Genomic DNA, 22,539 nt, shown 5'->3' on the forward strand with positions numbered 1-22,539 from the left:
CTCATCCTTGTCCCTTCCGCTGTCCGGACGCTTGCGCGGCGGCCAATCGCACGCGTCTCGTGATCTCGCGCCACGTCTCGTTTTTGGTTCTCGCCAGCGTCGCCTGCACCGTGTGGATGTTGGCGGCGTTGACGAAGTTTCCCGTGATGGAGATGGTGTCTCCGATGTTGGCGACCTCGTGCGCCCATCCCCCGGGAACGAACAGCAGATCTCCGGGCTGCTGGGTGCACGTGTACTCGAAATCTCCGACGTCCGGCAGCGTCTCCGCCACGGCTTCGCTGAGCAGGCCGGCTTGCACCGAACGCTGGGGTGACATGATGCGCCACTCCTTGACACCGCTCATGAGCGCGTTCCAGGCCGAGCTGCCCATCGTGTCCAGGTGGAGTGACGTACCGGTCCCAGAAGGACCGACGAATATCCAGGTCCACGCGGGACGGACGGAGTCGGGCAGCCAGTCGTACCAGGATTCGAATGCGAGGGGCAGCTCGCCGACCAGTTCATCGCGGTTGTCGTGAACGTTCCAGCAGATGTACCACGGATCGGCTTTGTCGCAGCCGCTGTTGAGCTCGATGGCCTCCCCGAGAGTCATCGACCGGTCCTCGCTGCCCTTACGCGTGGCACCTACCACTTGCGCCTGAAAGCGTGTGAAGAATTCGCCGCTGCGGACCGATCTCGTCAGCGGCCATTCCCTGGCTTCCTGCCTGACAACCAGCGGTTCCCGTCCCCCGGCCTCCGCGCGCTCGGGCAAGGGGTATGTGAGTGATTCAGCCACGCTCACGTCTCCTGATTCCCTTGGACACTGCCTTCCACTTCGCCTTCTCGGCCGCCCGTGCGATCGGATCGTTCTTTCGTGCCTCATGCGCCATCTGCCGCTGAATGGCATCCCACGCGTCCAGCCGGCGCTTCGGCATCTGACCGCTTCCCACCGCATGCCGTACGGCGCAGCCCGGCTCGTGCTCGTGGGTGCAATCCGAGAAACGACATCCCTCGGCCAGTTCGGCGATCTCAGTGAAGACATCGGTGATCGCTTCTTGGCTGGCGGACAGGTCCAGCGCACGGATACCGGGCAGATCGATCAGGACGCCGCCGCCCGTCACGGGATGCAGCCGCCGCGTGGTCGTGGTGTGGCGGCCTTCCCCATCTCGCGCGACGGCGGCGACACGTTCGTCGTGATCGCCGAGGAGGTTCAGCAACGACGTCTTCCCTACGCCGCTGGCGCCGAGCAGAGTCGATGTCGTCCCAGGGCCCATGAGCTCTCGCAGGCGTTCCACCCCCTCGCCCGTGACCGAGCTGGTGGCCACAACCTCCACCCCCGGCACCAGGGGCCGCGCCTGGGTGATCGTTTCCGGCACATCGACGCATGCGTCGCACTTGGTGAGGGCCAATACGGGCACAGCGCCGCTGTCCCAGGCCATGACCGTCAGCCGCTCGGCCATCTTCTGGTTGAGTCCTCGATCGACCGGCACCGTCACCACGACGGTGTCCACGTTCGCGGCAAGGATCTGCACGCCTCGTGCGCTCCGGCTGGGGCGCGTCAGCAACGTACGGCGCGGCAGGACCTCCACGACCTCCTCGCCCAGCATCGTGATCCAGTCTCCGGTGACCGGGGTGACGTCGAGCGTGCCACTGAGCCTGACGCCGGCATGACGAACCCAGCCGGCCTCGCTGCCCGGGTCGACGACGCAGGCCTCCGTGACGCTTCCGTGCACGACGGCGATCCGCGCCGGTACCGTGTCCCGGCGCGGCCAAGCGACTCCGGCCGGCCAGCCGAGCGCCGCGAGCCCGTACGTCCAGTCAGGCATTGTGGCCTGCCAGGTCCCCGGCGGAGTCCTCGACGTACGGATCGCGCAGTCCCGAACGCGCGATTGCCCAGACGAGCACCGCACCGGCGGTGGCTACGATGACGCCCGCCAGCCCGACCAGGTACGCCGTTCGCCCCACCAGATTCGCCAGCGGTAGCGCGATCGCGAAACCCAGCGGGACCATCGCGGTGGTCATCGTGGTCTCGAATGACCCCACCCGCGAGAGCATCGATTTGGGGACCGTAAGCTGCACCAGGGTGTCGAAGACCACGCCGGCGACTCCCGATGCGAGGTTCGTCAGGAACATCGCTACCGCGATCACCATGATGTCCTGCCCGTACGCCAGGGCGATCAACTGCACCGGCATCGACACGACCAGCAGGGTGACGATGAGCAGCCCGCGCCATTCGACGCGCACATGCCCGCTCACCAGCGCTCCCAGCAGCCCGCCTGCGGCCAGGAACGTCACGATGACACCCCACTGCTCGATGCTTCCGAACCTGTCTTGCACGGTTATCGGCCCGAGCACGCTCACTGAAGCCAAGCCGATCTGGGTCGGAACCCAGACGAGGATCGCGCCCAGGATCAGCGGTAGGCGCGGCATGAGGCGCACCGCGTCAAGGAAGCGCACGCGTTCCCTCCTGGCGCCCTTGGCGGCTCCGGCCTTCGGTTCATGCCGGCGCGGGCTCAGCCGCCACAGCCAAGCCAGCGAGATCAAGGAGATGACGAAGGTGGCGGCGTCGAAGAAGAGCGCGAGCGGGACACCTCCGACCACCACCAGCAGCGACGCGAGCGCGGGCCCGGCCAGCCTTCCGGTGTTGCCGGCGACGTCGAGCCAGGAGTTGGCCTTTTGAAGCTGGGTGGAGTCGACCAGGTCAGGCAGCAGCCCGACCGCGCCCGGCATGAAGAAGGCGGTCGCCGCGCCGTAGACCGCCGCGGATGCCACTAGGTGCCATAGCTGCGCGTGCCCGAGGGCAAAGGTGAGCGCCGGAAATATCTGGGCGGCGAGGCGGACGACATCCGCCCCGAACATGACGGGCAGCCGCCCGATGCGATCGGGCAGGCTGCCTCCATGGGCGATGAAGACGAACCTCGACAGCCACAGGGCCAGCAGCACCATCGGAATGCCCCGGCCGTCAGGCGCGACGGCGAGGGCGGCGAATGCGAAGGTGACCGAGACGACGCCATCCCCCAGCCGCGAGACCGCCTGCCCCGCCAGGTAGACCCTGTACAGCGGCGAGGACAGGGGCGAAGCGGATACGGCGTGGGCGTCAGTCATGCGCGTCCTCCAGCGAGGTCGTTCATCATCGAGTTCTGCCTCGGCTCTTCGTCATGGTCGGCCAGGGTTCGCCCGGCCTCCGCCAGCTGAACGGCCACCACCAGGTCAGCCAGGCGTCTGGCCGCCAGGTGACGGCCGGTCTGCGAGGGGCACGCCTCCACTATGTCGGCCGCGACCAGCCGGCCAGAGCCGACGACGCTCCGTACCAGAGCCGTCAGAGTGGCCGGGTCAAGACCTCCGTAGGAGGGGTAGACCACGTCCGGAGCGTACGTCGGATCCAGCACGTCGATATCGACCGTGAGGTAAACCGGCCGCCCATCACAGAACTGCGCGATCTTCTCGGCCGCGTCCGGCGCGCAGGCCTCGTCGGCCGTCAGGTAGGAGACCTGTTCCTCTTGAGGGCTGGCGGCCATGTCGACGTGGGGATCGACTCCGCGAACCCCGACGGTGAGCCACTCCAGCTGGGGGTGCTCGGACAGCACCCAGCTGACGAAGCTCCCGCAGTCGGCCGTGGCCGCATCCCCGATCGGGCGCCGGTCGGCGTGCGCGTCGAAGTGAACGACACGGAGCGCCGGGTACGTGCCGGCGACCGCGCTGATGGCGGGATAGCTGACCGAGTGGTCTCCGCCCATCACCAGGGGCCGGTGACCTTGTGCCAGGACGGTGCAGACCAGGGCTCGCAGCCGCTCATGGGCTATCACCCCCGTGTCGGTCTGAGGATTGACCAGGAGGTCGCCATGATCTGCGACACCGGGCAATCCCTCGCCCGGCCTGGCGCGTAGCGTCCATGACCAAGCCGTCGGCTGGTCGAGAAGCCGCAACCGGCGTGAGAGAGCGTCACGGACCACGGGGACGGCGTCCTTGGGCCGAGGTCCGGGAGGACCTCCCAGGTCCAGTGGCGCTCCGATCAATCCCCATACGGCCGCGCCAGCCTTGGCACCCGAGGGCAGGGACAACGTGGTCTTGGCTGCCCGCGCGAGCCCGTCGATCGCCGCCGCCGACGCGCCCGGCGGCACGATCAGCCGGACTTTGCGCAGAGCCTCCTCGGCCTGCTGCGTCAGGTGGACCGCCGGGGCGGCATCACGACGTTCCCACAACTCCCGCAGGGGCGCAGTCAAGGTGAGCCGGGTGCCTTCAGCCTGATTGACCAGCTCGCTGCCCTGGACCCGAAACGCTGGGTTGAGCACCCACGGCGCCTCGGCCAGCCTCTCGCTCGTCATGGTATGACTCACGCCACCTGTTCGACCAGGAGCAGCCCGGCTCGGACCAACGAGTCGAGAGCCGAGTCGAGCTCGGCGTTGGTCAGAGGGATGCCCTTCGTGTCCTCGCGCAGAGTCGCGCGCCCTGCCGACCACTCCTTCACCCACGGACCGAGACGGCCATCGATGTTGAGCCGGACACCGAGACTCTCGATCGTGATCGCCTCGTCCCGGAACTCGACCAGCGGAGGGAATCGCGCCGCCCACCTCAGACTGGTGCCCGCGTAGGAAACGCTCTGCACCGACCAGGGAAGCGACAGGCCCTCACGCCTTTCGAGCGACTGCGCGGAACGCACTTCCCGCGCTCGATGCACATCCGCGGCCAGAGCGGTCATGAGGGAGTCGAGCGCGACACCGTCATCGCCCGTCCGGTCGGTGCCGGTCCTGTTGCTCCACGCATCCAGCGCGGTCCTCGTGAGGTCCTCGGGAGTGGATACGTGCACGCCGAACGTCCAGTGGAGGCTCGGCCCGATGCCGGTGGCCTCGTGATCCCATCCCCGCGGGACATGCCACACGTCTCCGGGGTGCATGTCCGCCTCTTCGATCAGTTTCGCGTCGGGTCCCGTGCCTTCCCAGATCCGCCAGCGCTTGCTGCCTTCGGCCTGGAAAATCACCGTAGGGTGACCGTCCGAGTGGCGGCCGAACGCTGATTTCGTGCTCCAGCAGGCGTAGCAGTTCACCCATGCCGGGTCGTCGGCGAAGTACTCGAACTGCTCCCGGATGCGGGCCGGGCCCACGTGTATCCGGTCGGCTCTGTTGGCGACGAGAGTCGCACCCGAGCGGAGGTACTCGATCATGGGGCCGTATCGCCAATTGCGGTGGACGATGTCTCCGCCGTCGATTCGCGTACTGATGTAGCTGCCCGGATAGGCGATCGGGTCGGAAGACAACCGGATCATCAACGGTTCGATCGTGGTCGTCTTCATGATTTGGTCGATGACGCCCCACCCGAGCGACGCCCGCCAGGCGGATTCCTGCGAGATCCGGCCGGTCAGGAATTCATGGCCGAACGACTTGCGCCAGACAGCCTCCCCGCCCAGCGCGTCGACGATGGTGTCCCAGGACAATGTCATGATGGTGTCCCAATGCTCTGAAGGACGCCCACGCGGATCAATGCCTGCACAGCGGCTTGCAGCTTTGGCGTGGTGGCCGCATCTCGAAGCTCGTCGGCGCCGACGAGGGCCCCGGGCTTCAGCAGATCAGCCAACCCACCCAGATCGAGGGAGAGTTCTTTCCCCAAGGCGAAGACGCTCTGGCCTGCCATGACGATCGGTAGGCGTGTGACTATGTAAGGTGGACGTTGATCTGTGGATCTGCTGGGGAAGCGCGGCGGTGAGCCGTACCCGCTGGAACGAAGCAGCATCGCTTGCCGCTTCACGGCCAGTTCGACGCTGTCGTCTTTGAGAACATCGCGGAAAGCGTCTATCGCGCTTACGCCCGGCCCCCGTCGACGGCGCATTTGGTGAAGCAACGCGTCCGTCGCGGTCTGCTCAGGGTCTTCTGGATATATCGTAAGCCCCAAGAACATCGATGGGCCGTCATTGCGGAAGATGTGATACATCCCCGCAGGAATCAGTAAGAAATCGCCGGGCGCAAGGCAGACACTGTCTGCCGCCGGTAGCAGGGGCGCTGAATCGAGCGTCCTTGGGCGCCCGTGGCTGAGCACCGACAGACTCGATTGGGGCCAGGTCCAAGCCGTCTTCGTCGCCGGGCCGAGGTTGAAAATAAAGGAAGGTTCCGCGTCGGTGTGCACCCCGAACGGAGTGGTGCCGCTGCTGGCCACGAAGCAATACCAGTCGACGCCCCTTGTCAGGGGAACACCTGCCGCTTCGAGCGGAACGATGAAGCGGGTGTAAAGGAGCTCGGCGAGTTCGACATGCCATGACTCCACCCCATTGACCGCCAGGCAGATGTCGTCCTTACCGCCGCACTCCGAAAGCCAGGCATGGATATCAGATCGTCCGGAAAACGCTCCCGACATCAGCTTTTCGGTGGCGTCGTAGTCAAGGCACGCCCCTCGAAACGCTCTCATTGTGGGCAGATCTGTATCGTTGTCGTCCACTCTGGTGGTAGCGGCCCGAATAGCCTCCAAGAGGAGATCTGCGATGACGTCCGGCCCGCTGATCAGGCCAGGGATGTGCACGCGCTCAATGAATCCTGGCCCACCCTGCTCGCAGAGCTCCCGCCACGTCCCTTCGTCTAGCACGTCTCAGACCTCCGGAAGTCTACGTGGCCGGTAGGCGCAAGACCTTATTCCTTCACGGCAGACGGAAGAAGATCTTGCGCCATCGGCGCCGAACACCTCGAAAGGCGTCCTTCACTGATCTTGAATGATGTCCCTGCCGGACATCGGTTCTCCGGTTAGGACGCGACAAGCACGGCTGCTATTTCCGGAAGCCTGAGTTCTCCATCTGGCTTCCGGCCAGGCCGTAGACTTGTCATGGCACACAAATCAGTGGCCGACATCCTGTTCCGGCCGCATCCAAAGCTGCCGGCCCTGCGAGGCGGAAACCGACTCCTCGGACACGATGATGTCCGAGATGTCGACCAGAACCTCACTCGAATCGTTACGTGATGGCGTTTCCATGATGCTCCTCTCTTGTTGTCGTGGGAGGCTCGGCAATCGCCCACTTCGACCTCCGCAAACCAGTGGGACAAGAGCGCGATCACCCGGGTCGCTGATCAGCTGGGATCAACCGCTGCGGCAAACGTAGCTTTCGTCGCTATCGATTCGCTTTACGGGCGCTTTTGAGTGCCTGACGCAGCAGGGAATCTCGCCGAAGGACGATGGCCGCGTCCACATCCGCGTGGGCCGGGTCGTACGAATCGCATCAGCGACCTCACCGCCGTCGATGAAATCAGATTGCCGACGTACGGGCTGATCTGACCTGATCGCCCCCGCCGACGTGGCTCGTGCCGGGTGGCAGATCGACATTAAGCGGTCTGCAATCCCGCCCTGGCAGGATCCGAGGGCGGAGGCGATCATGCAATTCAAGATTCTCGGACCGCTGAGTGTGGAACGCGACGGGATCGAGCTTCACCTCGGAGGCAGCCTTCAGCGTGTCGTCATGGCCATGTTGCTGCTCGACGCCGGCCGGGCCGTCCCCATTGACCGGCTGATCGAGGCGGCTTGGGGCGAGACGCCGCCGGAGACCGCCCGCAACCAGATCCAGATCCGGGTGTCCCAGCTGCGCCGTACGCTCGGCGACGTCGCGCAGCCCTACAACCTCCTCATCACCAAACCACCCGGATACCTGATCAGGGTCGGGCAAGGACAGCTCGACCTCGCCGACTTCGATGAGCTGACCGACAGGGCGCAGCGGGAGGAGCCCGAGCAGGGCGCCAGGACCCTGCGCGAGGCGCTGGCCCTATGGCGCGGCCCCGCGCTGTCCAACGTGCGCAGCGATCTCGTCCAGACGATCACGTACGGCCTGCAGGAACGCCGCTTGCTCGCCCACGAGCAGTGCATCCAGCTCGAACTCGCCGCGGGGCGCCACCAGCTGCTGGTCGCCGAGTTGCGTGGTCTGGTGCGGGACAATCCGCTGCGCGAGCGGCTGCACGGCCTTCTCATGCTCGCGCTCTACCGCTCAGGGCGACAGGCCGAGGCGCTCGACGTCTTCCGCGCCTACCGGGAGATGCTGCTCGACACGCTTGGTCTGGAGCCTGGCGATGAGCTCCGGCGGGTCGAGCTGGCCATCCTCAATCAGGACGCCGAACTCGAGAGTCCTCCCACGACGACACGACAGACGCCGATCCCCAGGCAGTTGCCTCCGGTGATCTCACGCCTGGCGGGGCGCGACGTCGAGCTGCGTCGCATCGGCTCGCTGCTCGACGAGAAGCGAGCCGGGGCCACGTTACCCATCGCCGCTGTCGTCGGCAGAGCGGGCGTGGGCAAGACGGAGCTGGCGCTGCAGGCGGCCCACCGGCTGGCATCGGCGTACACGGACGGCCAGCTCTACATCGACCTGCAAGGCGGTGAGCTCCAGTCCACCGACGTCCTGAGCCGGTTCCTCCGCGCCTTAGGCGTCACCACGGTGCCGCATCTGACGGAGGAACGAGGCGCCCTGTTCCGCTCCACGATCGCGGGTCGCCGGGTGCTGATCCTGCTCGACAACGCGGGCTCCTTCGAGCAGGTCTGGCCGCTGCTGCCGGGCGGCGCGCCCTGCGCCGTCCTGGTCACCAGCCGCCATCGCCCCATCGGGCTGCCCGAGCAGCAGGTCATCCGCCTCGATGTCCTTGACGGGCAAGGCGCGGTCGAGCTGCTCATCCACGACATCGGCGCGCATCGCGCAGCTCTGGAGCCCTCATCGATCAGAACGCTCGCCGAGCAGTGCGGCGGGTTGCCCCTTGCGCTGCGCATCGCGGGGGCGCGTCTGGCCGTACGGCCTCAATGGGCCGTTCAGACGCTGGTGGACCTGCTCGGCGACTCCCGCCACATGCTGGACGTGCTCAGCCACGGCGCCCTCGACGTACAGGCTAGCCTCGACGTGCGGGCCAGCCTCGACGTCAGCTACCGCGGCCTGTCGCTCAAGGCCCAGATGCTGTTCCGGCGGCTCGGGCAATTCGGCAGTCCGCAGAGTGCCTCTTGGCTCGGCGCCAGGTTGCTCGGCGGCGACGACGCTGACGGCGCGTTCGACGAACTGGTCGACGCGTCACTGCTGACCCGCAGGGGCGACAGGTTCTTCATGCATGACCTAGTACGGGTCTACGCGGGCGAGCGCGCGATGACCGACGAAAGCCCGGGGCAACGCCGGGCCGCGGTCGAGCGCGCTTGCACCGGCTTCCTTGCCCTGACAGATCAGGCGCACCAGCGCTACTACGGCGGCCACTTCACGCTTCTCCGGGGCAAGGCGGTCGAGGCTTCCCAAGACGCTGCTCTGGCCGACGCGCTCTTCGGGAACGACCCACTCGGGTGGCTGGACGACGAGCGGCCGACGCTCCTGGCGAGCGTACGGCAAGCAGCGACGCACGATCTCGACGAGCTCTGCTGGAACATCGCGATGACGGCCATCACCCTCTTCGAGACCCACGGGTACTACGACGAGTGGCGTACCGTGACCGAGATCGCCCTCAAGGCATGCCGACGAGCAGGCAACCGACGTGGCGAGGGAGCGATGATGTACTCGCTGAGCACGCTCGCCAACTTCCAGCAGCACTACAGCGAGGCGCAACCTCTGCTGCTCCAGGCGATCGACGTCTTCGAGGAGATCGGCGAGGTGCACGGCACGGCTCTGTCGCTGCGCAACCTGGCCTTGTCCTTACGGGTCAGGGGCGATCTCGCCGCCGCGCTCGAAAGGTACAGACAGGCGCTCCCCCTACTTGGAGAGGTGGGAGACAGGGCCGCGGAAGGCCATGTCCTGGTGAGCATCGCGGCCATCCACCTCGAAGAAGATCGACTGGGGGAGGCCGAGCCTCTGCTCGATCAGGCATTGGAGATCTTCAGAGGGGAAGGCGTGCAGCGGGGCGAGGCTCAAGCACTCAACCGCCTCGCCGAACTCTCCCTGCGACGTGGCGACCCGCAGCGAGCGCTGGCGGCATTCGAAGGAGCTCTGACCATTGCGCAAGCCATGCGCGACCGGATCGGCGAGGCATATGTCCTGCACGGGATCGGTGAGGCGAAGGCGGCCATAGGCCAGGCCAGTCCTGCCCGGGTGGCACTGTCACGGGTCCTGAAGTTGGCACAGGAACTGGGTGAGCGCCACATCGAGGGACGGGCCAGGCTCTCTCTCGGTCTGCTGCTCGGGCAGCAGAAGGATCCGGCGGCCGTGGCCCACCTGCAGGAGGCGCACGCCTTGTTCACCGCCATGAAGGCGGAACGATGGCGGGCGAAGACCGCGGAGGCCCTCGCCCGCCATCGCTGACCGGCTCAGTCCTCCGCCGGAGGCGGATCGCCCGTCCAGCTCATGTCGCACTCGCTGGGAGGAGAGTCTGGATCGCATTTGATCGGGTCACGTACGGCGAAGGCCGGGGTGACGGATCCCACCGCGATCACAGCCACGAGGCCAATGGTGACCAGGATCTTTCGCATGATTCCCCCATAGTCGTTCGTCTTGCCGGATCACCCCGAAGGGCGCGTCCCATTCGCTGCTCCGCCGCCCATCCAGGTCCAGGACAATCCCGTCCCCGTAGCCGCCGGGCACACAGTCGGGGTCGATGTCATCGGCGTAGCTCGGCGAGAGAACCAGCCACGGTCATCACGCCAACGCCAGGCTGATCAGGAGCTTCGCCACTCACACCTCCTGCTCGGGGCCAGACGCAAGACAACCCTAAACAAAGGCGCTTTAGATCCGCTTTCGAGAATGGTGTTCTACCTCTCCAACGCCCGGTGGCGCATTCCCTCAGCTGATTCGTCGTCACCGACGAGGCGTTGCCCGCCAGCGTCGTCGTCAGTGACCCGCCTCTGATCGGATGCGGGCCAGCCGCTCCGCGTAGCGGCGAATTCGTTGCCGATCCTGCGGGAACAACCTTCCCAATCGTGACTCAAGGGAACCCACGCCGCAGGCTGACTGCTCTCCCCGGCAACCGGAAGCATGCGGTCGATGATGGTTCCATAGCCCAGGCCAAGCGTTGGCGTCCAGCTCTGACGGTAGGAGCGCACGGTCACCGCCTCCGGGACGTCCACAAGATCGGCGCTGATGCCGGTCGCGTCGGCAGATGGATCTTGCCATGACCGCACGCTGGCTCGGCGCTTCGAAGACCCTGGTCCGTTACCGCGCCAACGCCACTAGTGTCAAGCGACAACACAGGGGCTGCATCGCAGGTTGACGAATATCTTCGGACGGGGCCCGACGCCGAGAGAGCCGCGTCTCAACGTTCAACTCGACATCGGCCGGTCTCGTTCGAAGGTTCGGGTGCTGTCGTTGTGATTTGACCTCTGTCACTTGGTGACAAGCGATCTTGGTGGCAAATTGATGGCAAACGATCAAAAAGCCGTCTCCCGATCTCCAGGAAACGGCCTCTGAGCTGGTCAGACTCTGTGGGGCTACCAGGACTTGAACCTGGGACCTCTTCCTCATCAGCCCTTTACCAAGCGTTCAACCCTCCGTAGTCAAACGACTACTAGCTCCGCAATATCGCAGGCAGCGCAGCGATTGAGTGCCATCGAATGTCATCGGGAACCATCCCGTGCCGCACGGTCCTGATGGCAACAGATTGATCACATGCCCCTCGATCGCATGCCTGTTGTCGGCTTTGAGGGGCGGGTGCGGCTGCCAAGCTTCCTGGTCGGAATCGGGTCTGGGAGAAACGCGGCAGCCGCCGGAGACATCTCCGGCGGCTGCCCATCAGGCGATTACGCCTACCACCAGTTGCTGGAGATTCTTGAGATGAGGTCTCGTTGGTCGCCCACCCCTGGTTGGTTCTCTTCCTGCTTCGGCTCCAAGCGAATGACGTCGACCTCCATCTTGTATGAGGAGTTGACGTAGGCCCCGGCTACGTATTCGGCCTTCTTGACATCGTATACGCGGGCGAAATAGTCAGTTCGCTTCCAACGCACGGCCATCACTGGGGCGAGATAGGCGACGTTGGCATCTGGATCGCGGGGAGCAGCCGGTATGATGGCGGTACCTGAGGTGTTTGTCTTGATAGTTCCCGAGCTTCCAACATATGCGATGTCAAACCACGGCGCCTTCCCGCGAACCTCGATAGCGTTCTGAATCATCTTGGCATCGGATTCGCTGATGTTCGCGTTGTACGTAACCGTGGTCGCCGCGCCGAGACCGACCGGATTGATCGCGGTTCCCGTATCCTCTCCGGCTTCTTCCCAAGCACTGGTGTACTCCACGGAGACATAGGGGTCCATACAGGCGAAGGCAGCCGCGACCTCCCCCATGCACTCTTTCTGATATTGCCCTGCCTTCGCCTCCCTTTCGGTGAGCGCTGCTTTGGACAGCTCCATGCGCTTCCGCGCGCAGACGGAGTTACACCGGTTCAGGCCGGCCTTGTCCGCGTATCTGTCCGCTGACCCCACCACGGGAGACGCCGGTTTGGCGACTGTGCTGCCGCCTCCTCCTCCCCCGCTGCAGTTGTCCTCGGCGCAGAACCGCAGGCCGGTCGGGTCGGTCATGGTGGCGGGGCTGTTGTTGCTGTAGGCGTACCCGTGCATCTGCTGCGGGTCGTTGACGTCGATGATCGGGTCGACGCTGATGAACGCGCCGATCAGCGGGTCGTACTCGCGGGCCCCGATGTGGGTCAGGCCGCTGGGGTCGTTGGTGCCGTTGACGAAGCCCTTGTCGCCCGCCCAGGAGCCGGGGGCCGTGCCGCGCAGGCCGCCGAAGGGGAGGGTACGGCGGCGCGAGACGCTCAGGTCGGTGGACTTGATGGTGGCTTCGCCGGTGTCGTGGTGGTCCTGGACGGTCCAGGACAGGGTGCCCGACGCGCGGACCGCGACCGTTTTGCCCAGGTGGGTGTAGTAGCGGGTGCCGGTCACCGTGGTGCCGGTTCTGCGCAATTCCAGGCCGCCGGGCAGGTAGAGCGTCGTTCCGGCGGGGTCGCGGCGGACCAGCCGGCTGCCTCCCGCGTCGTACAGGTAGGTCGTGCTCTGACCGCCCTGCGCGGAGGCGCCGAGGTTGCCCTCCTTGTCCCAGGTCATCGTGGTCGTGACGCCGTTGGTGGTGCGGCTGGTGGTGTTACCGGCCGCGTCGTAGGCGAAGGAGTCGGACCCGGTGGCCGCGCCGGACTTGTCGACGCGGGTGACCGTGTGCGGCTTGCTTCCCGCGGCCCCGCCCTGCGCGGGCTGGACGTAGTCGCGGCCGGTGTCCGGCGTCCCGTGCCAGGTCTCGGTGTCCCGGCTGCCGGTGGACGTGTAGGTGTAGGAGTGCCAGTACTTCGCGGGGCCGCCCAGCCCGGCCAAGGACCGTGCGGCGGCGCAGTCTCCGGTGGACGGGGTCCACGCCTCGACCATCCGGCGCAGGTAGTCCGTCGTGTAGCACTGGTAGTCGGCGGCCTGACCTCCGTTTGGGGTGTCGGCGATCCGGGTCAGGTTGCCCATGTCGTCGTAGCGGTAGCCGAAGTCGGCCACCTCGTTCTTGAGTTCGGGCACCACCGAGACGTTGGTGGTGCGCCCGGTGGGCTCGTCGATGGTGAAGGTCTGCCAGACGCGCTTGCCCTCCACGCCGAGGATGCGCTGGATCGGCTTGCCGAGCTGGTTGTAGATGACGTCGTTGACGTACATCTGGGAGCCGCTCAGGTAGCTGGGCGCGCCGACCGCGTTGTAGCCGAAGCTGAGCGTCTCGGCGGGCAGGCCGCCCACCGCCGGTGTGGCGGTGCTGGAGATCTGGCCGTCCTGCTTGTACGCGGTGGTGAAGGCGTAGGTCCCGGCCAGCGTGCCTTCGGCGGCGGGGACGGTGACCTTCGTGTCGGTCGCGCGGCCGCCCTTGTCGTAGGCGGTCACCTCGGTGACGTACTGGCTGGTGCCGTCGTGGCGGGTGGACTTCGCGGGCTTGCCGACGCCGCCCGTGGCCGTGTCGTAGGTCCACTCGGCGCGCGGCGTGCCGGTCACCGAACCGTCCCGCAGACTGGTCTTACGACCCAGGGCGTCGTAGGTGTACGCCAGGATGACGCCCCGGGCGTCCTTGGCAGTGACGAGCTGACCGGCGGCGTCGTAGGTGGACTCGCTGACGCCCTTGTCCGGGTCTGCCGTCTTGATCATCCGGCGGCGCTGGTCGTAGGTGTGCTGCCACTTGTTGCCGGCGGCGTCGGTCACGGTGGCCAGGTCACCGGCGTCGGTGTAGGTGTAGCTGGTGGTGTCGTAGGCCGTCGCCGAGCTGTACTGGCGCAGTTGGACGGTGCGTCCGCGGGCGTCGGTAATGGACTGGGTCCTGGTGCCGCCGGCCGGGGGCACGACGGTGGTCCGGTCGCCGCCGTACGTGGTGACGCTCTTCCACTTGGGCGCCCCGTTGGCCACCAGGGTGGTCTCGGTGATCCGGCCGGCGCCGTCGTACCGGTTCTGCGTGACCGAGGGGATCGTCACGGTCGGGCTGACCAGCGTCGTCCCGGGGAGGCTCCCGTCGTGGTAGTACGGCGCGGAGGTCCAGGCCACCAGGCCGCGGGTGTCATGGACGGAGTCGGCGATCAACCGGCCGCCGCCGATCGTCTGGGTCTGGGTCTGCCGCTCACGGAGCAGGCCGTCGTAGAGGGTGATCGAGGTCAGGTACTTGTCGGTGCCGGTCGGCAGCAGCTTCCTGCTGGTGACGGCGGTGGGGGCGTTGGCGCGGAGCAGGTAGGAGAAGGTCAGATTCGCGCCCAGGGCGCGGTCGCGGCCGGGGAGCCAGGCGGCGGTGAGGCGGCCGATGCCGTCGTAGACAAGGTCGGTCCTGACGTCGTTGGGCGCCACCAGGGTCTTCGGCTGGTTCCAGGCGATCTCCATGGTCGTGGTGGTGGCGTGCCCGGCCGGGTTGGTCGTACGGACCGAGGTGACCGGGCCCGCCTTCGCGGGGGTGTAGGCGGTCGTGGTGGTCCGGCCGAGCGCGTCGGAGCTGGAGACCGTGCGGCCGTTGGCGTCGTAGCCGGTGGTCCCGGTCACCACCCACTGCGGGGTGATGCCCGACCAGGAGCCGACCTCATCCGTCTTCACCACCAGGCCCCGGACGGGCGCGGTGCCGAAGGGTTTGGCGGGGTCGTCGAAGTAACTGCGGGTCATGGACAGCACGTCGCCGGGCACCGCGGGAGTGGCCGTGCAGGCGACCCCGTAGGTGTCGACGGCGGACACCCTGTCGCGCATCCAGAGGCCGTCGTTGACCAGGTAGGTGCTCTTGGTGCACTGGTCGTCCGCCGCGGTGGCCTCGTCGCCGAGGTCGTTCACCTCGACCGGCAGGTTGTCGGCGTTGACCTTGGTCTCGGTACGGGTCCACCGGGTCGTGTCGTTCCAGGTCAGGTGATTGCGGCCGAACGTGGTCGCGTCATGCGTCCGGTACGCCTTGAGCGGCCCGCCCTGGGCGTTGACGCCGGTCTGGGTGAACGCGGGCTCGACCAGGGACCCGCTCAGCCAGATGCCGTCCGGCCCGTCATAGGTGATCTGCTCGCGGAGCTTGCCGGACAGCGCCTCGTGGTCCTCGATCGCCTTGGAGTGCGGGTCGCCGGTGCCGTCCAGCGAGTCCTTCACCCAGACGTCGCGGGTGCCGGTCAGCTGCTTGTCGCCGTCCATACCACGGAAGTAGCGGTACTCGGTGGCCGACTGCGGCCCGCTCTCCAACCCGGTGCGCACCCGCACCCGGCCGTAACCCCGCCACTGGCCCCAGGTGCGCTTCTTCTCCTCGGTCAGCTCCGAGTCGTCGTAGTGCCAGGCGGGGGCGTCAAGGTAGTCGTAGTTGGTCTGCTCGTGGGTAAAGCCTCCGGTGTTGTCGTAGACGTCCACGCGGTCGACGACGTACTTGTGGAACCAGTCGAGGGTCGGTTTGGTGTCGTCGGGGGAGTAGTACTGCGGCATGCAGCGCTTACCGTTGGTGTGCGGGGTCGGCAGGCTCGACCGGGTGCAGTCTCCGGGGAGGTAGGTGACGGCGATCTGGGCGCCCGACTCGGTGGTGATCGAGACGATCCGGAACCGGTTGAGCGCGGTGCGCCCGTCGGCGGGGCCGTCCACCCGGTTGGGGAAGGGGTCGGCGCCGGGCGAGAACACGATCTCCGGGTAGGTCTCGGTGGCTCCGCCCTTGATACCCGAACCGGACCGGGTGATCCCTTCCAGCCACATCGGCACGCCTTCGCCCTGGCTGGATCCGGCGTTGAGGTAGGAGTGGCGGAGCGTCCAGGTCTCGACCGTGCGGTACTGCCCGGCGTCCCACACCTGAGCCCGGATCGCGCTCAGCCGCTTCTGGGTCCAGAAGGTGGGCGTGAGCTGCTCGGTGCACCGCGCGCCCGACTGGCAGTACTGGTCCCACGGGGTGTCCGGCCAGGACGCGGGGACCGCCTTCTGGGCCGTGTCGAAGCAGGTCGCCCCGGGCAGGCAGCGGTCGGCCACGTCGAAGAGGACCTGGGCGGCGGGCTGGGCCTGGTCGGTGCGGGAGCCGTACTCGATCTTGGAGAGCCAGCCGCCGCGGTCGTAGGCGGTGCGCTTGTCCGGGTCGTTCTCGCGGCCGTACGCGCCGGGCTCCCGCCCGTACGACAGAGTCATCGTGTTGCCGTGCGGGTCCACCACCTTGTCGAGGTTCCACCGCCACGCCTGGGTGCGCCGGGAACCGGCGAAGTCACCGGAGGCGTAGCCGGGCTCGCCCGGGTGGTTGCCATACACCTGGGTGGTCCAGGCGGACTGGGCGGACGCGCGGTTGCCGAAGAAGTACTGGACGCCGTCGATCGTGGTCACCTTCCAGTACTCGCCGTCCTGGTCGCCGTTGCCGACGGAGGTGTCCTTGATCACCTCGATCTTGGAGCCGTCGTCGGAGACGCCCTTCCAGCGCCCGCCGCCGACGTCGATCAGCTCGGTGCCGCGGCCGTTCAGCGACATGGTCGCGTTCGACTTCCACCAGCACTGGTCACCGGTCTTGTTCCCGGCGTTGTTGGGGTTCTTCCCGTTGACCTCCTCGGTGTCCTTGGCGCAGGACTTGTACGTGCGCTCGATGAACCCAGGCCACAGATCCCACCCGTCGCCGAGCCACGAGCCCTGCGTGTTGGTCCCCCCGGTCCGGCCGTCCACCGCCTGCGAGGAGTACGCCAGCCCCAGCGACGGCACCGGCCCGCCCACGCCGGGCGGCATGCGCAGCGGGTAGGACCAGGCGAAGCCGCCGGTCTGCTGCGACACCTGCCAGGTGGCGGCGGGCGACAGCGAGGTGGCCGTGTAGTCGCCGTTGCCGCCGGCGGCAGCGGCGGTCGCGGCCAGCAGCATCGGCTCCCCGCCGGCGGGGAGAGCGACGTCGGCGGCGAGGGAGCGCGCGGCCGACTCGTTCCTGGAGTTCACCGGTTTGGCGGCGTCCAGGCCGCAGCCCTTGGTGCCAGGCGCGGTCAGCGCGCAGGGCGGCAGCTCGACCAGACGGAGCCGGGAGGCCCAGTCGCCTCCATAGGCGGAGGCGAAGCCCGAGTAGTCGACGGAGACGGAGACGGTATCCGACCCGGTATCCGTGCCGGTGCTCGCGACGGTGTCCGCCGCGCCTCCGTCGGCCCGCGACACGGTGAGGAGCACCCCGGAGACGCCGGCCTTCGCCGTCGCCGCACGGTCGTGCACCCGCACCCCGACCTTGCTCACCCGGGCGGCGGCCACCCCCGGAGCGACCCGCACCGGCGAGGCGGCTGCCCGGACCGGCTTCCGCCCGGTGGGCGCCAGGTCCACCACGGTGGTGGTGGGTGCGGGCCAGGACACGTCCGGATTGCCCACCCGGGGCGGTTCGGCGATCTTCGGGGCGGTGCCGCCCTTCAGCTCCCTGACCGGGATGCTCAGCACGTCTTCGGGGACGGGAGGACTCCACTGGGGCGCGGCGGCCAGCGACTCCCCGCCCGTGAGCGGGAGTGCGACCAGTAAGGCAGTGGTTATCGTCAGAATTCGTTTCATGCGAGCTCCTACGCCTGTGATCCGTCGGAGTTGATCTCGCCCTGGGTGAGGGCGCGCTGGTAGGCGGCCACGCGGTCGATCGCGCCTGGCCAGAACTGCGCCGGGGCGCCAGACTGCTTCGCCCGGCCGACCGCCCAGCCCTGGTTCGCCGACCAGCCGCCGGTGTACGACGCCAGGTCGGTGCCGTCGAAGTAGTTGCCGTTCAGGTAGAGGCGGATCTTGCCGCCGGCCTGATCGTGGACCCCGGCGAGGTGCACCCAGCCGGTGCCGACAGACTCGGTAGAGCAGGCCCTGCTCTCAGTGCCCCCGTCCCCGGCCGTCATCGTGAAGCACCAGGCGGGGTCGGGGACCGCGTCGCCGTTCTGGTCCAGGTCGGTGCGGTACTGGAGGCGGAACCCCGAGCCGGTGGGGCCGTCGGCCGACACGGCGGTGACCGGGCCGGACACCGTCGTGCTCGTCAGCTTCACCCAGGCGGTCACGGTGAAGGCGTTCTTCGTGTCGAGCACCGGAGTGGTCGTGTTCCACGCGGTGCCGCCGTTCAGCGCGACCGCGTTGGTGCCGGCCCGCCCGGCCGTCCGGGCCGCCGTCCCGGCGACGGTGAGCGGGCGGTCGGCCGGGACCGAGGCCGCCGTGCCGCCGCCGGCCTCGTCGAAGCCCCAGGCCCAGGATTTGGTGACGGCCGGTCGCACCAGGAACTCGTAGCCGGCCGCGCTCGCGGTCGTGTTCCCCGCCGCGTCGGCGACCTTCACGGTCAGGACGTTCGGCCCTTCCCGGTCGGGCGTCAGGGTGCCGGTCCAGGAGCCGCCGGGCGCGTCGAACCAGCCCTTGTTCACGCCGTTGAGAGTGAACTCGACCTTCGACGCGCCGGACGCGCCGGCGGTGAACTCTCCCGCTTGGCCCACCCCGCCGCTCCAGATGCCGGAAGACTTGGGCGGGTACGCGGTCGAGGACACCCTCAGATCGGTCGGCGGCGACTTGTCCACCGTGAAGTCGAACCACGCGGAGTAGGCGCCGCAGAGGAAGGCGTCACAGCCGCGCACCCGCCACGAATAGGCGCCTTCGGGCAGGTCGGTCGGCACCTGCCAGGACACGGCCTGGTCGACGGCCCTGTTGGTGACCGTGGTGCCCGACGCCGCCTTCTGGACGGCGCGGGTGGCCTGGTCGTACACCTCGAACTCGACCCTGCTGAGGATGCCCCCGTTGGGGTCGTCGGGGGTGGCCTGCAGCGTCGGCTGCCCCGACCGGACCTGCGCGCCGGAGGCGGTGCATGAGAAGCCGCAGTCGCCGGCGATCTGCGGCGCGGTGGGCGCGGTCGGGGTGTGGTTGTAGGTCACGACCAGGGCCGCGCTGCTCGGCACGAAATACGACCAGCCGTATTCGTCGGTCTCGTTGTTCGACCTCAGGCCCAGCGTCAGCGAGTCGCTGTTGCTGGTGGCCAGCGCCTGGAGCTTGGCGTCCAGGACCGTGCCGGCCTCGTCGAAGATCTTCTGCTGGTTGGGGCTCGGGCAGCTGGCCTCGTTGGACTTGAAGGTCTGCGTTTCGATGGACCCCAGGTAGTCGTCGGCGGCCGTGTTCCAGGTGTAGGAGTTGAAGTGGCTGATGTGCCGCGTCTGCCACAGTTGCGTCTTGTAGCCGGCGCAGGCGGCCACGTGGTTGGCCGTCACCTTGAAGAGCGCGCTGTGGATCTTCGCGCCGTTCATCTGGCCGATGTCGAACTGCATGAACGACCGCCAGACGCAGCTCTCGTTCCACTTCTTCCCGACGCGCATGTCCGACCGGTACTGCGTGAAGTACGAGCCGGTCTTGTCGCAGCTCGTCACGTGCGTCCAGTAGGTCGGCGACGGCTTGCTGAAGGTCGGGTCGATGTACAGAGGGAACTTCACGTCCTTGGCGCGGAGCATCTCCGCGACCGGGGTAACCGTGAGCTCGGTGGCGTCGGCCGTCGTCTCCATCTTCTCGACGCGGTGCCGCACGGCGTTCGCGCCGGTCATGTCGGCGCCGGTCGAGGCCGCGCCGGAGTCCCACATCAGAGCGGAGCCGGACTGGAACAGCTGCTTGCCCGCCGAGTCCACCACCTCCAGCACGCCGTCGCGCTTGCGGACCGTGCCGTTCTCCGCATCCACCCCGAACCGGAGCCGGGCCAGCGCGGGATTGGCCGCCGCCTGGGCGTTCTTGACCACCAGCAGCTGCGAGAATCCATCCCGCTCGGCGCGTAGCTGGAGATCCACGCCCGGCAGTACCTCCGGGTAGGTGGCGGTGTCGCCACTCAGGACCGGCTTGGGCAGCAGCCAGGGCGACTTCAGCCGGACCCGGGTGTCACGTTCGCCGAGCGTGACCAGCGGCGCAGAACCCCCTCCGGAGAACCGCACGTGCGCCGTGATCGCCCCCGGGATCACGCCGCCGTCGGCGTCGAAGCGAAGCGAGGTGTCGATCGGCTGCCAGCCGCCGGCCGTTCTGGCCCGTACGGGGATGATCGTCTGAACCGAGGTCAGCGTGCCGTCCGGGTTGGCGAAGACCTGTCCCGTCTCCGTCCGGAGCGACAGGTCCTCGATTCTGACGCCGCAACGGGTGGCCTCCGCCACGGCCAGCGCACCGGTGACCGCCTCCGGCGCGCATGAGGGCTCAGCCCGTACAGCGGCTTCGGCGGGCGTCGCCGTCAATCCGGTCAGAAGTAAGCCGAGCACAACACCGACGCGAGTCGGCAGTCTCATCTGGGGCATCGACAACTCCGTGTTCGAGAGCGAAAGTGCGACAGACAATGGCCGCACCCGCGGCAACTATCACAAATCCGCGTTATATCTCCGTATATCCGGCGTACATGGGCGCGGATACAAAACGGATATCCATCCGATGCGCCCCGCCCTGTACCTTCGAGAAAGCCACACCGTCGGGAATTGGAGCATTTCAATGCGGAATCTCAGACCGATCGGAGCGCTCCCCCCCGATCCGCCCAGAAGCATCAAAATCCCTAACCTCTACGGAAGATATTTCGCTGTCTGTGTGAACAACCGGAACAGCGGTGCCGGGGCGATCCAGAACAGCTGACCTCGGGCTGCCGAGTCCGGGCGGCGAGCGTCTTCCCCGGCCTGGCGGTCAGCCCCGGGTCCTCGCGGAGGATCGCCGACTGCAGTTTCCGCAGGACCGGGCTCGGGTCGAGCCCGGTCCGCTCGACGAGCCGGGCCCGCACGGCCGCGTAGGCGTCCAGCGCGTCGTGCCGCCGCCCCGCCAGGCACAACGCCTTCATCCACAACTCGACCAGCCGCTCCCGGAGCGGATGCTCACCGACCAGCTCACCCAGCTCGGCGCTGACCTCGGAGTAGCGCCCCAGGGTGAGCTCCAGCTCCAGGCACCGCTCGCGGCACCGCAGCCGCTCCTCGTCGAGCCGTTGCGCGGCGGCCGTCAGCAGCGGCGACCGCAGCCCGCCGAACGCCGGGCCCCGCCACAGGGCGAGCGCCTGGCGGAGCAGGCGCACCGCCTCGGCCGTCCGGCCCTGGCCGGCCAGCGAGAAGCCCTGCTCCGACCACCGCCGGAACTCCCACAGGTCCAGCTCGACCCCGGCGGTGTCCGCCTTGAACCCGGCCTCGAGGCGCGGTCCTATCGCCCCGGTCACTGGCTCCAGATTCCGGCGCAACCTGCTCATCACGGTGCGCACCTGCGCCCGGGCCGTCGCGGGCGGATCCTCCTCCCACAACGCCCGGGTCAGCTGCGCCACCGTCACCACGCTGTCGGGCCGCGCCAGCAGCGCCGCCAGCCCCTTGCGCTCCCGTGGCCCTCCAACGGGTACGGCCTGGCCGCCGCACCACACCTCGACCGGCCCGAGGATGCCGAATCTCACCTCATGGACAGTCGTGCGGCCCGCGTCACGAACCGGATGGGACAGCCGCACCGGCGCACCCGCCCTCAGCCCGTCGTCGGCGGCGTCCTCGCGGAGGATCGACTCGTGCAGCGCCCTGAGCTCGGGCCCCGGCTCCAGGCCCAGCTCACGCACGAGGCTCCGGCGGCCCTCCCGGTAGACCCCCAGGGCGTCGGCCCGGCGGCCGGACCGGTGCAGCGCGAGCATCAGGTGGGTGCGCAGCCGCTCCCGCAGCGGGTGGATGGCGACCAGGGCGGTGAGCTCGGCGACGAGGTCGGCGTGACGGCCCAGCCCCAGGTCGGCCGTGATGCGCTGCTCGGTGGCCCACAGCCGGGCCGCGTCCAGGCGGAGCACGCTCTGCCGCACGAGGGGCAGTTCCGCCAAGTCGCCGTAGGCGGGGCCGCGCCACAGCACCAGCGCCCTGCCGTACGCCGCGCTGGCCTCGGCCAGCCGTCCGTCGGCCAGATCGAGGTCCGCCTCGCGGACGAGGCCGTCGAACTCCTCGACGTCCACCTCGCCCGGCCGCACAACCAGGCGGTAGCCGGCGGGCTCGCGGATGATGCGGTCACGATCGCCGAGAGCGCGGCGCAGGTAGTAGAGGTACAACCGCAGGTTCTCGCCCGCCGACACCGGCGGTGAATCCCACAGCGTCTCCATCAGATGCCGGCCGGACACGCTCCGGCCGGAATTGGCCGCCAGCGTGGCGAGCAGCATGCGCTGCTTGGCCGAGCGAAGCGGAACCCCCTCGCCTTCGACACTCAGGGCGAGTGGACCGAGAACTCCCAGTCGCATCAGACGCACCTCCCGCTGCACACCCGGATACGAGGAAAGTCTCCGAGGTGAGCGAGTTGTCCGGCAGAGCGCTGAGATCA

12 protein-coding genes are annotated in these 22,539 nt (G+C 67.8%); 1 reads left to right on the forward strand and 11 read right to left on the reverse strand.

What is annotated here, in order from left to right; all coding sequences use genetic code 11:
* Position 1 precedes the first annotated feature (1 nt).
* From OHA25_RS07055 to OHA25_RS07085, 7 genes are all read right to left on the reverse strand, one after another.
* Positions 2-589: a lysine-specific demethylase gene (locus OHA25_RS07055; protein ID WP_327586778.1), complete on the reverse strand. Its 588-nt coding sequence runs from the start codon at positions 587-589 to the stop codon at positions 2-4.
* Between the two features lie 175 nt (positions 590-764).
* Entirely contained in the window at positions 765-1,583 is an 819-nt protein-coding gene (gene rsgA / locus OHA25_RS07060; protein WP_327586779.1) for a ribosome small subunit-dependent GTPase A, read from the reverse strand.
* A 211-nt stretch (positions 1,584-1,794) separates the two neighbouring features.
* Positions 1,795-3,081 (reverse strand): MFS transporter, encoded by a 1,287-nt coding sequence (locus OHA25_RS07065; protein ID WP_327586780.1) that lies wholly within the window; start codon positions 3,079-3,081, stop codon positions 1,795-1,797.
* A complete protein-coding gene (locus OHA25_RS07070) occupies positions 3,078-4,301 on the reverse strand; it encodes an arginase family protein (RefSeq protein ID WP_327586781.1) in 1,224 nt (407 codons plus the stop codon). The genes OHA25_RS07065 and OHA25_RS07070 overlap by 4 nt, the downstream gene beginning before the upstream one ends.
* An 8-nt stretch (positions 4,302-4,309) precedes the next feature.
* Complete coding sequence (locus OHA25_RS07075; RefSeq protein WP_327586782.1) at positions 4,310-5,413, reverse strand: JmjC domain-containing protein; 1,104 nt, start codon at positions 5,411-5,413, stop codon at positions 4,310-4,312.
* Entirely contained in the window at positions 5,410-6,402 is a 993-nt protein-coding gene (locus OHA25_RS07080) for a hypothetical protein (RefSeq protein ID WP_327586783.1), read from the reverse strand. Before OHA25_RS07080 ends, OHA25_RS07075 begins: the two co-directional genes overlap by 4 nt.
* Before the next feature lie 390 nt (positions 6,403-6,792).
* Positions 6,793-6,927: a hypothetical protein gene (locus tag OHA25_RS07085; RefSeq protein WP_327586784.1), complete on the reverse strand. Its 135-nt coding sequence runs from the start codon at positions 6,925-6,927 to the stop codon at positions 6,793-6,795.
* Between the two features lie 397 nt (positions 6,928-7,324).
* On the opposite strand from OHA25_RS07085, the gene OHA25_RS07090 reads away from it, so the two are divergent.
* Entirely contained in the window at positions 7,325-10,201 is a 2,877-nt protein-coding gene (locus OHA25_RS07090; RefSeq protein ID WP_327586785.1) for an AfsR/SARP family transcriptional regulator, read from the forward strand.
* Between the two features lie 5 nt (positions 10,202-10,206).
* Here OHA25_RS07090 and OHA25_RS07095 read toward each other — a convergent pair whose 3' ends face one another.
* The 4 genes from OHA25_RS07095 to OHA25_RS07110 form a co-directional block, all read right to left on the reverse strand.
* The gene (locus OHA25_RS07095) at positions 10,207-10,368 is read right to left on the reverse strand and encodes a hypothetical protein (RefSeq protein WP_327586786.1); all 162 of its coding nucleotides are present in this window, start codon (positions 10,366-10,368) and stop codon (positions 10,207-10,209) included.
* 1,269 nt (positions 10,369-11,637) lie between these two features.
* Positions 11,638-17,814 (reverse strand): RHS repeat-associated core domain-containing protein, encoded by a 6,177-nt coding sequence (locus tag OHA25_RS07100; RefSeq protein WP_327586787.1) that lies wholly within the window; start codon positions 17,812-17,814, stop codon positions 11,638-11,640.
* An 8-nt stretch (positions 17,815-17,822) separates the two neighbouring features.
* Positions 17,823-20,498 (reverse strand): LamG domain-containing protein, encoded by a 2,676-nt coding sequence (locus OHA25_RS07105; RefSeq protein WP_327586788.1) that lies wholly within the window; start codon positions 20,496-20,498, stop codon positions 17,823-17,825.
* 284 nt (positions 20,499-20,782) lie between these two features.
* Entirely contained in the window at positions 20,783-22,459 is a 1,677-nt protein-coding gene (locus OHA25_RS07110; RefSeq protein WP_327586789.1) for an AfsR/SARP family transcriptional regulator, read from the reverse strand.
* Positions 22,460-22,539: the final 80 nt, after the last annotated feature.

Origin of the sequence: Nonomuraea sp. NBC_00507, assembly GCF_036013525.1 — a bacterium.
GTDB lineage: Bacteria > Actinomycetota > Actinomycetes > Streptosporangiales > Streptosporangiaceae > Nonomuraea.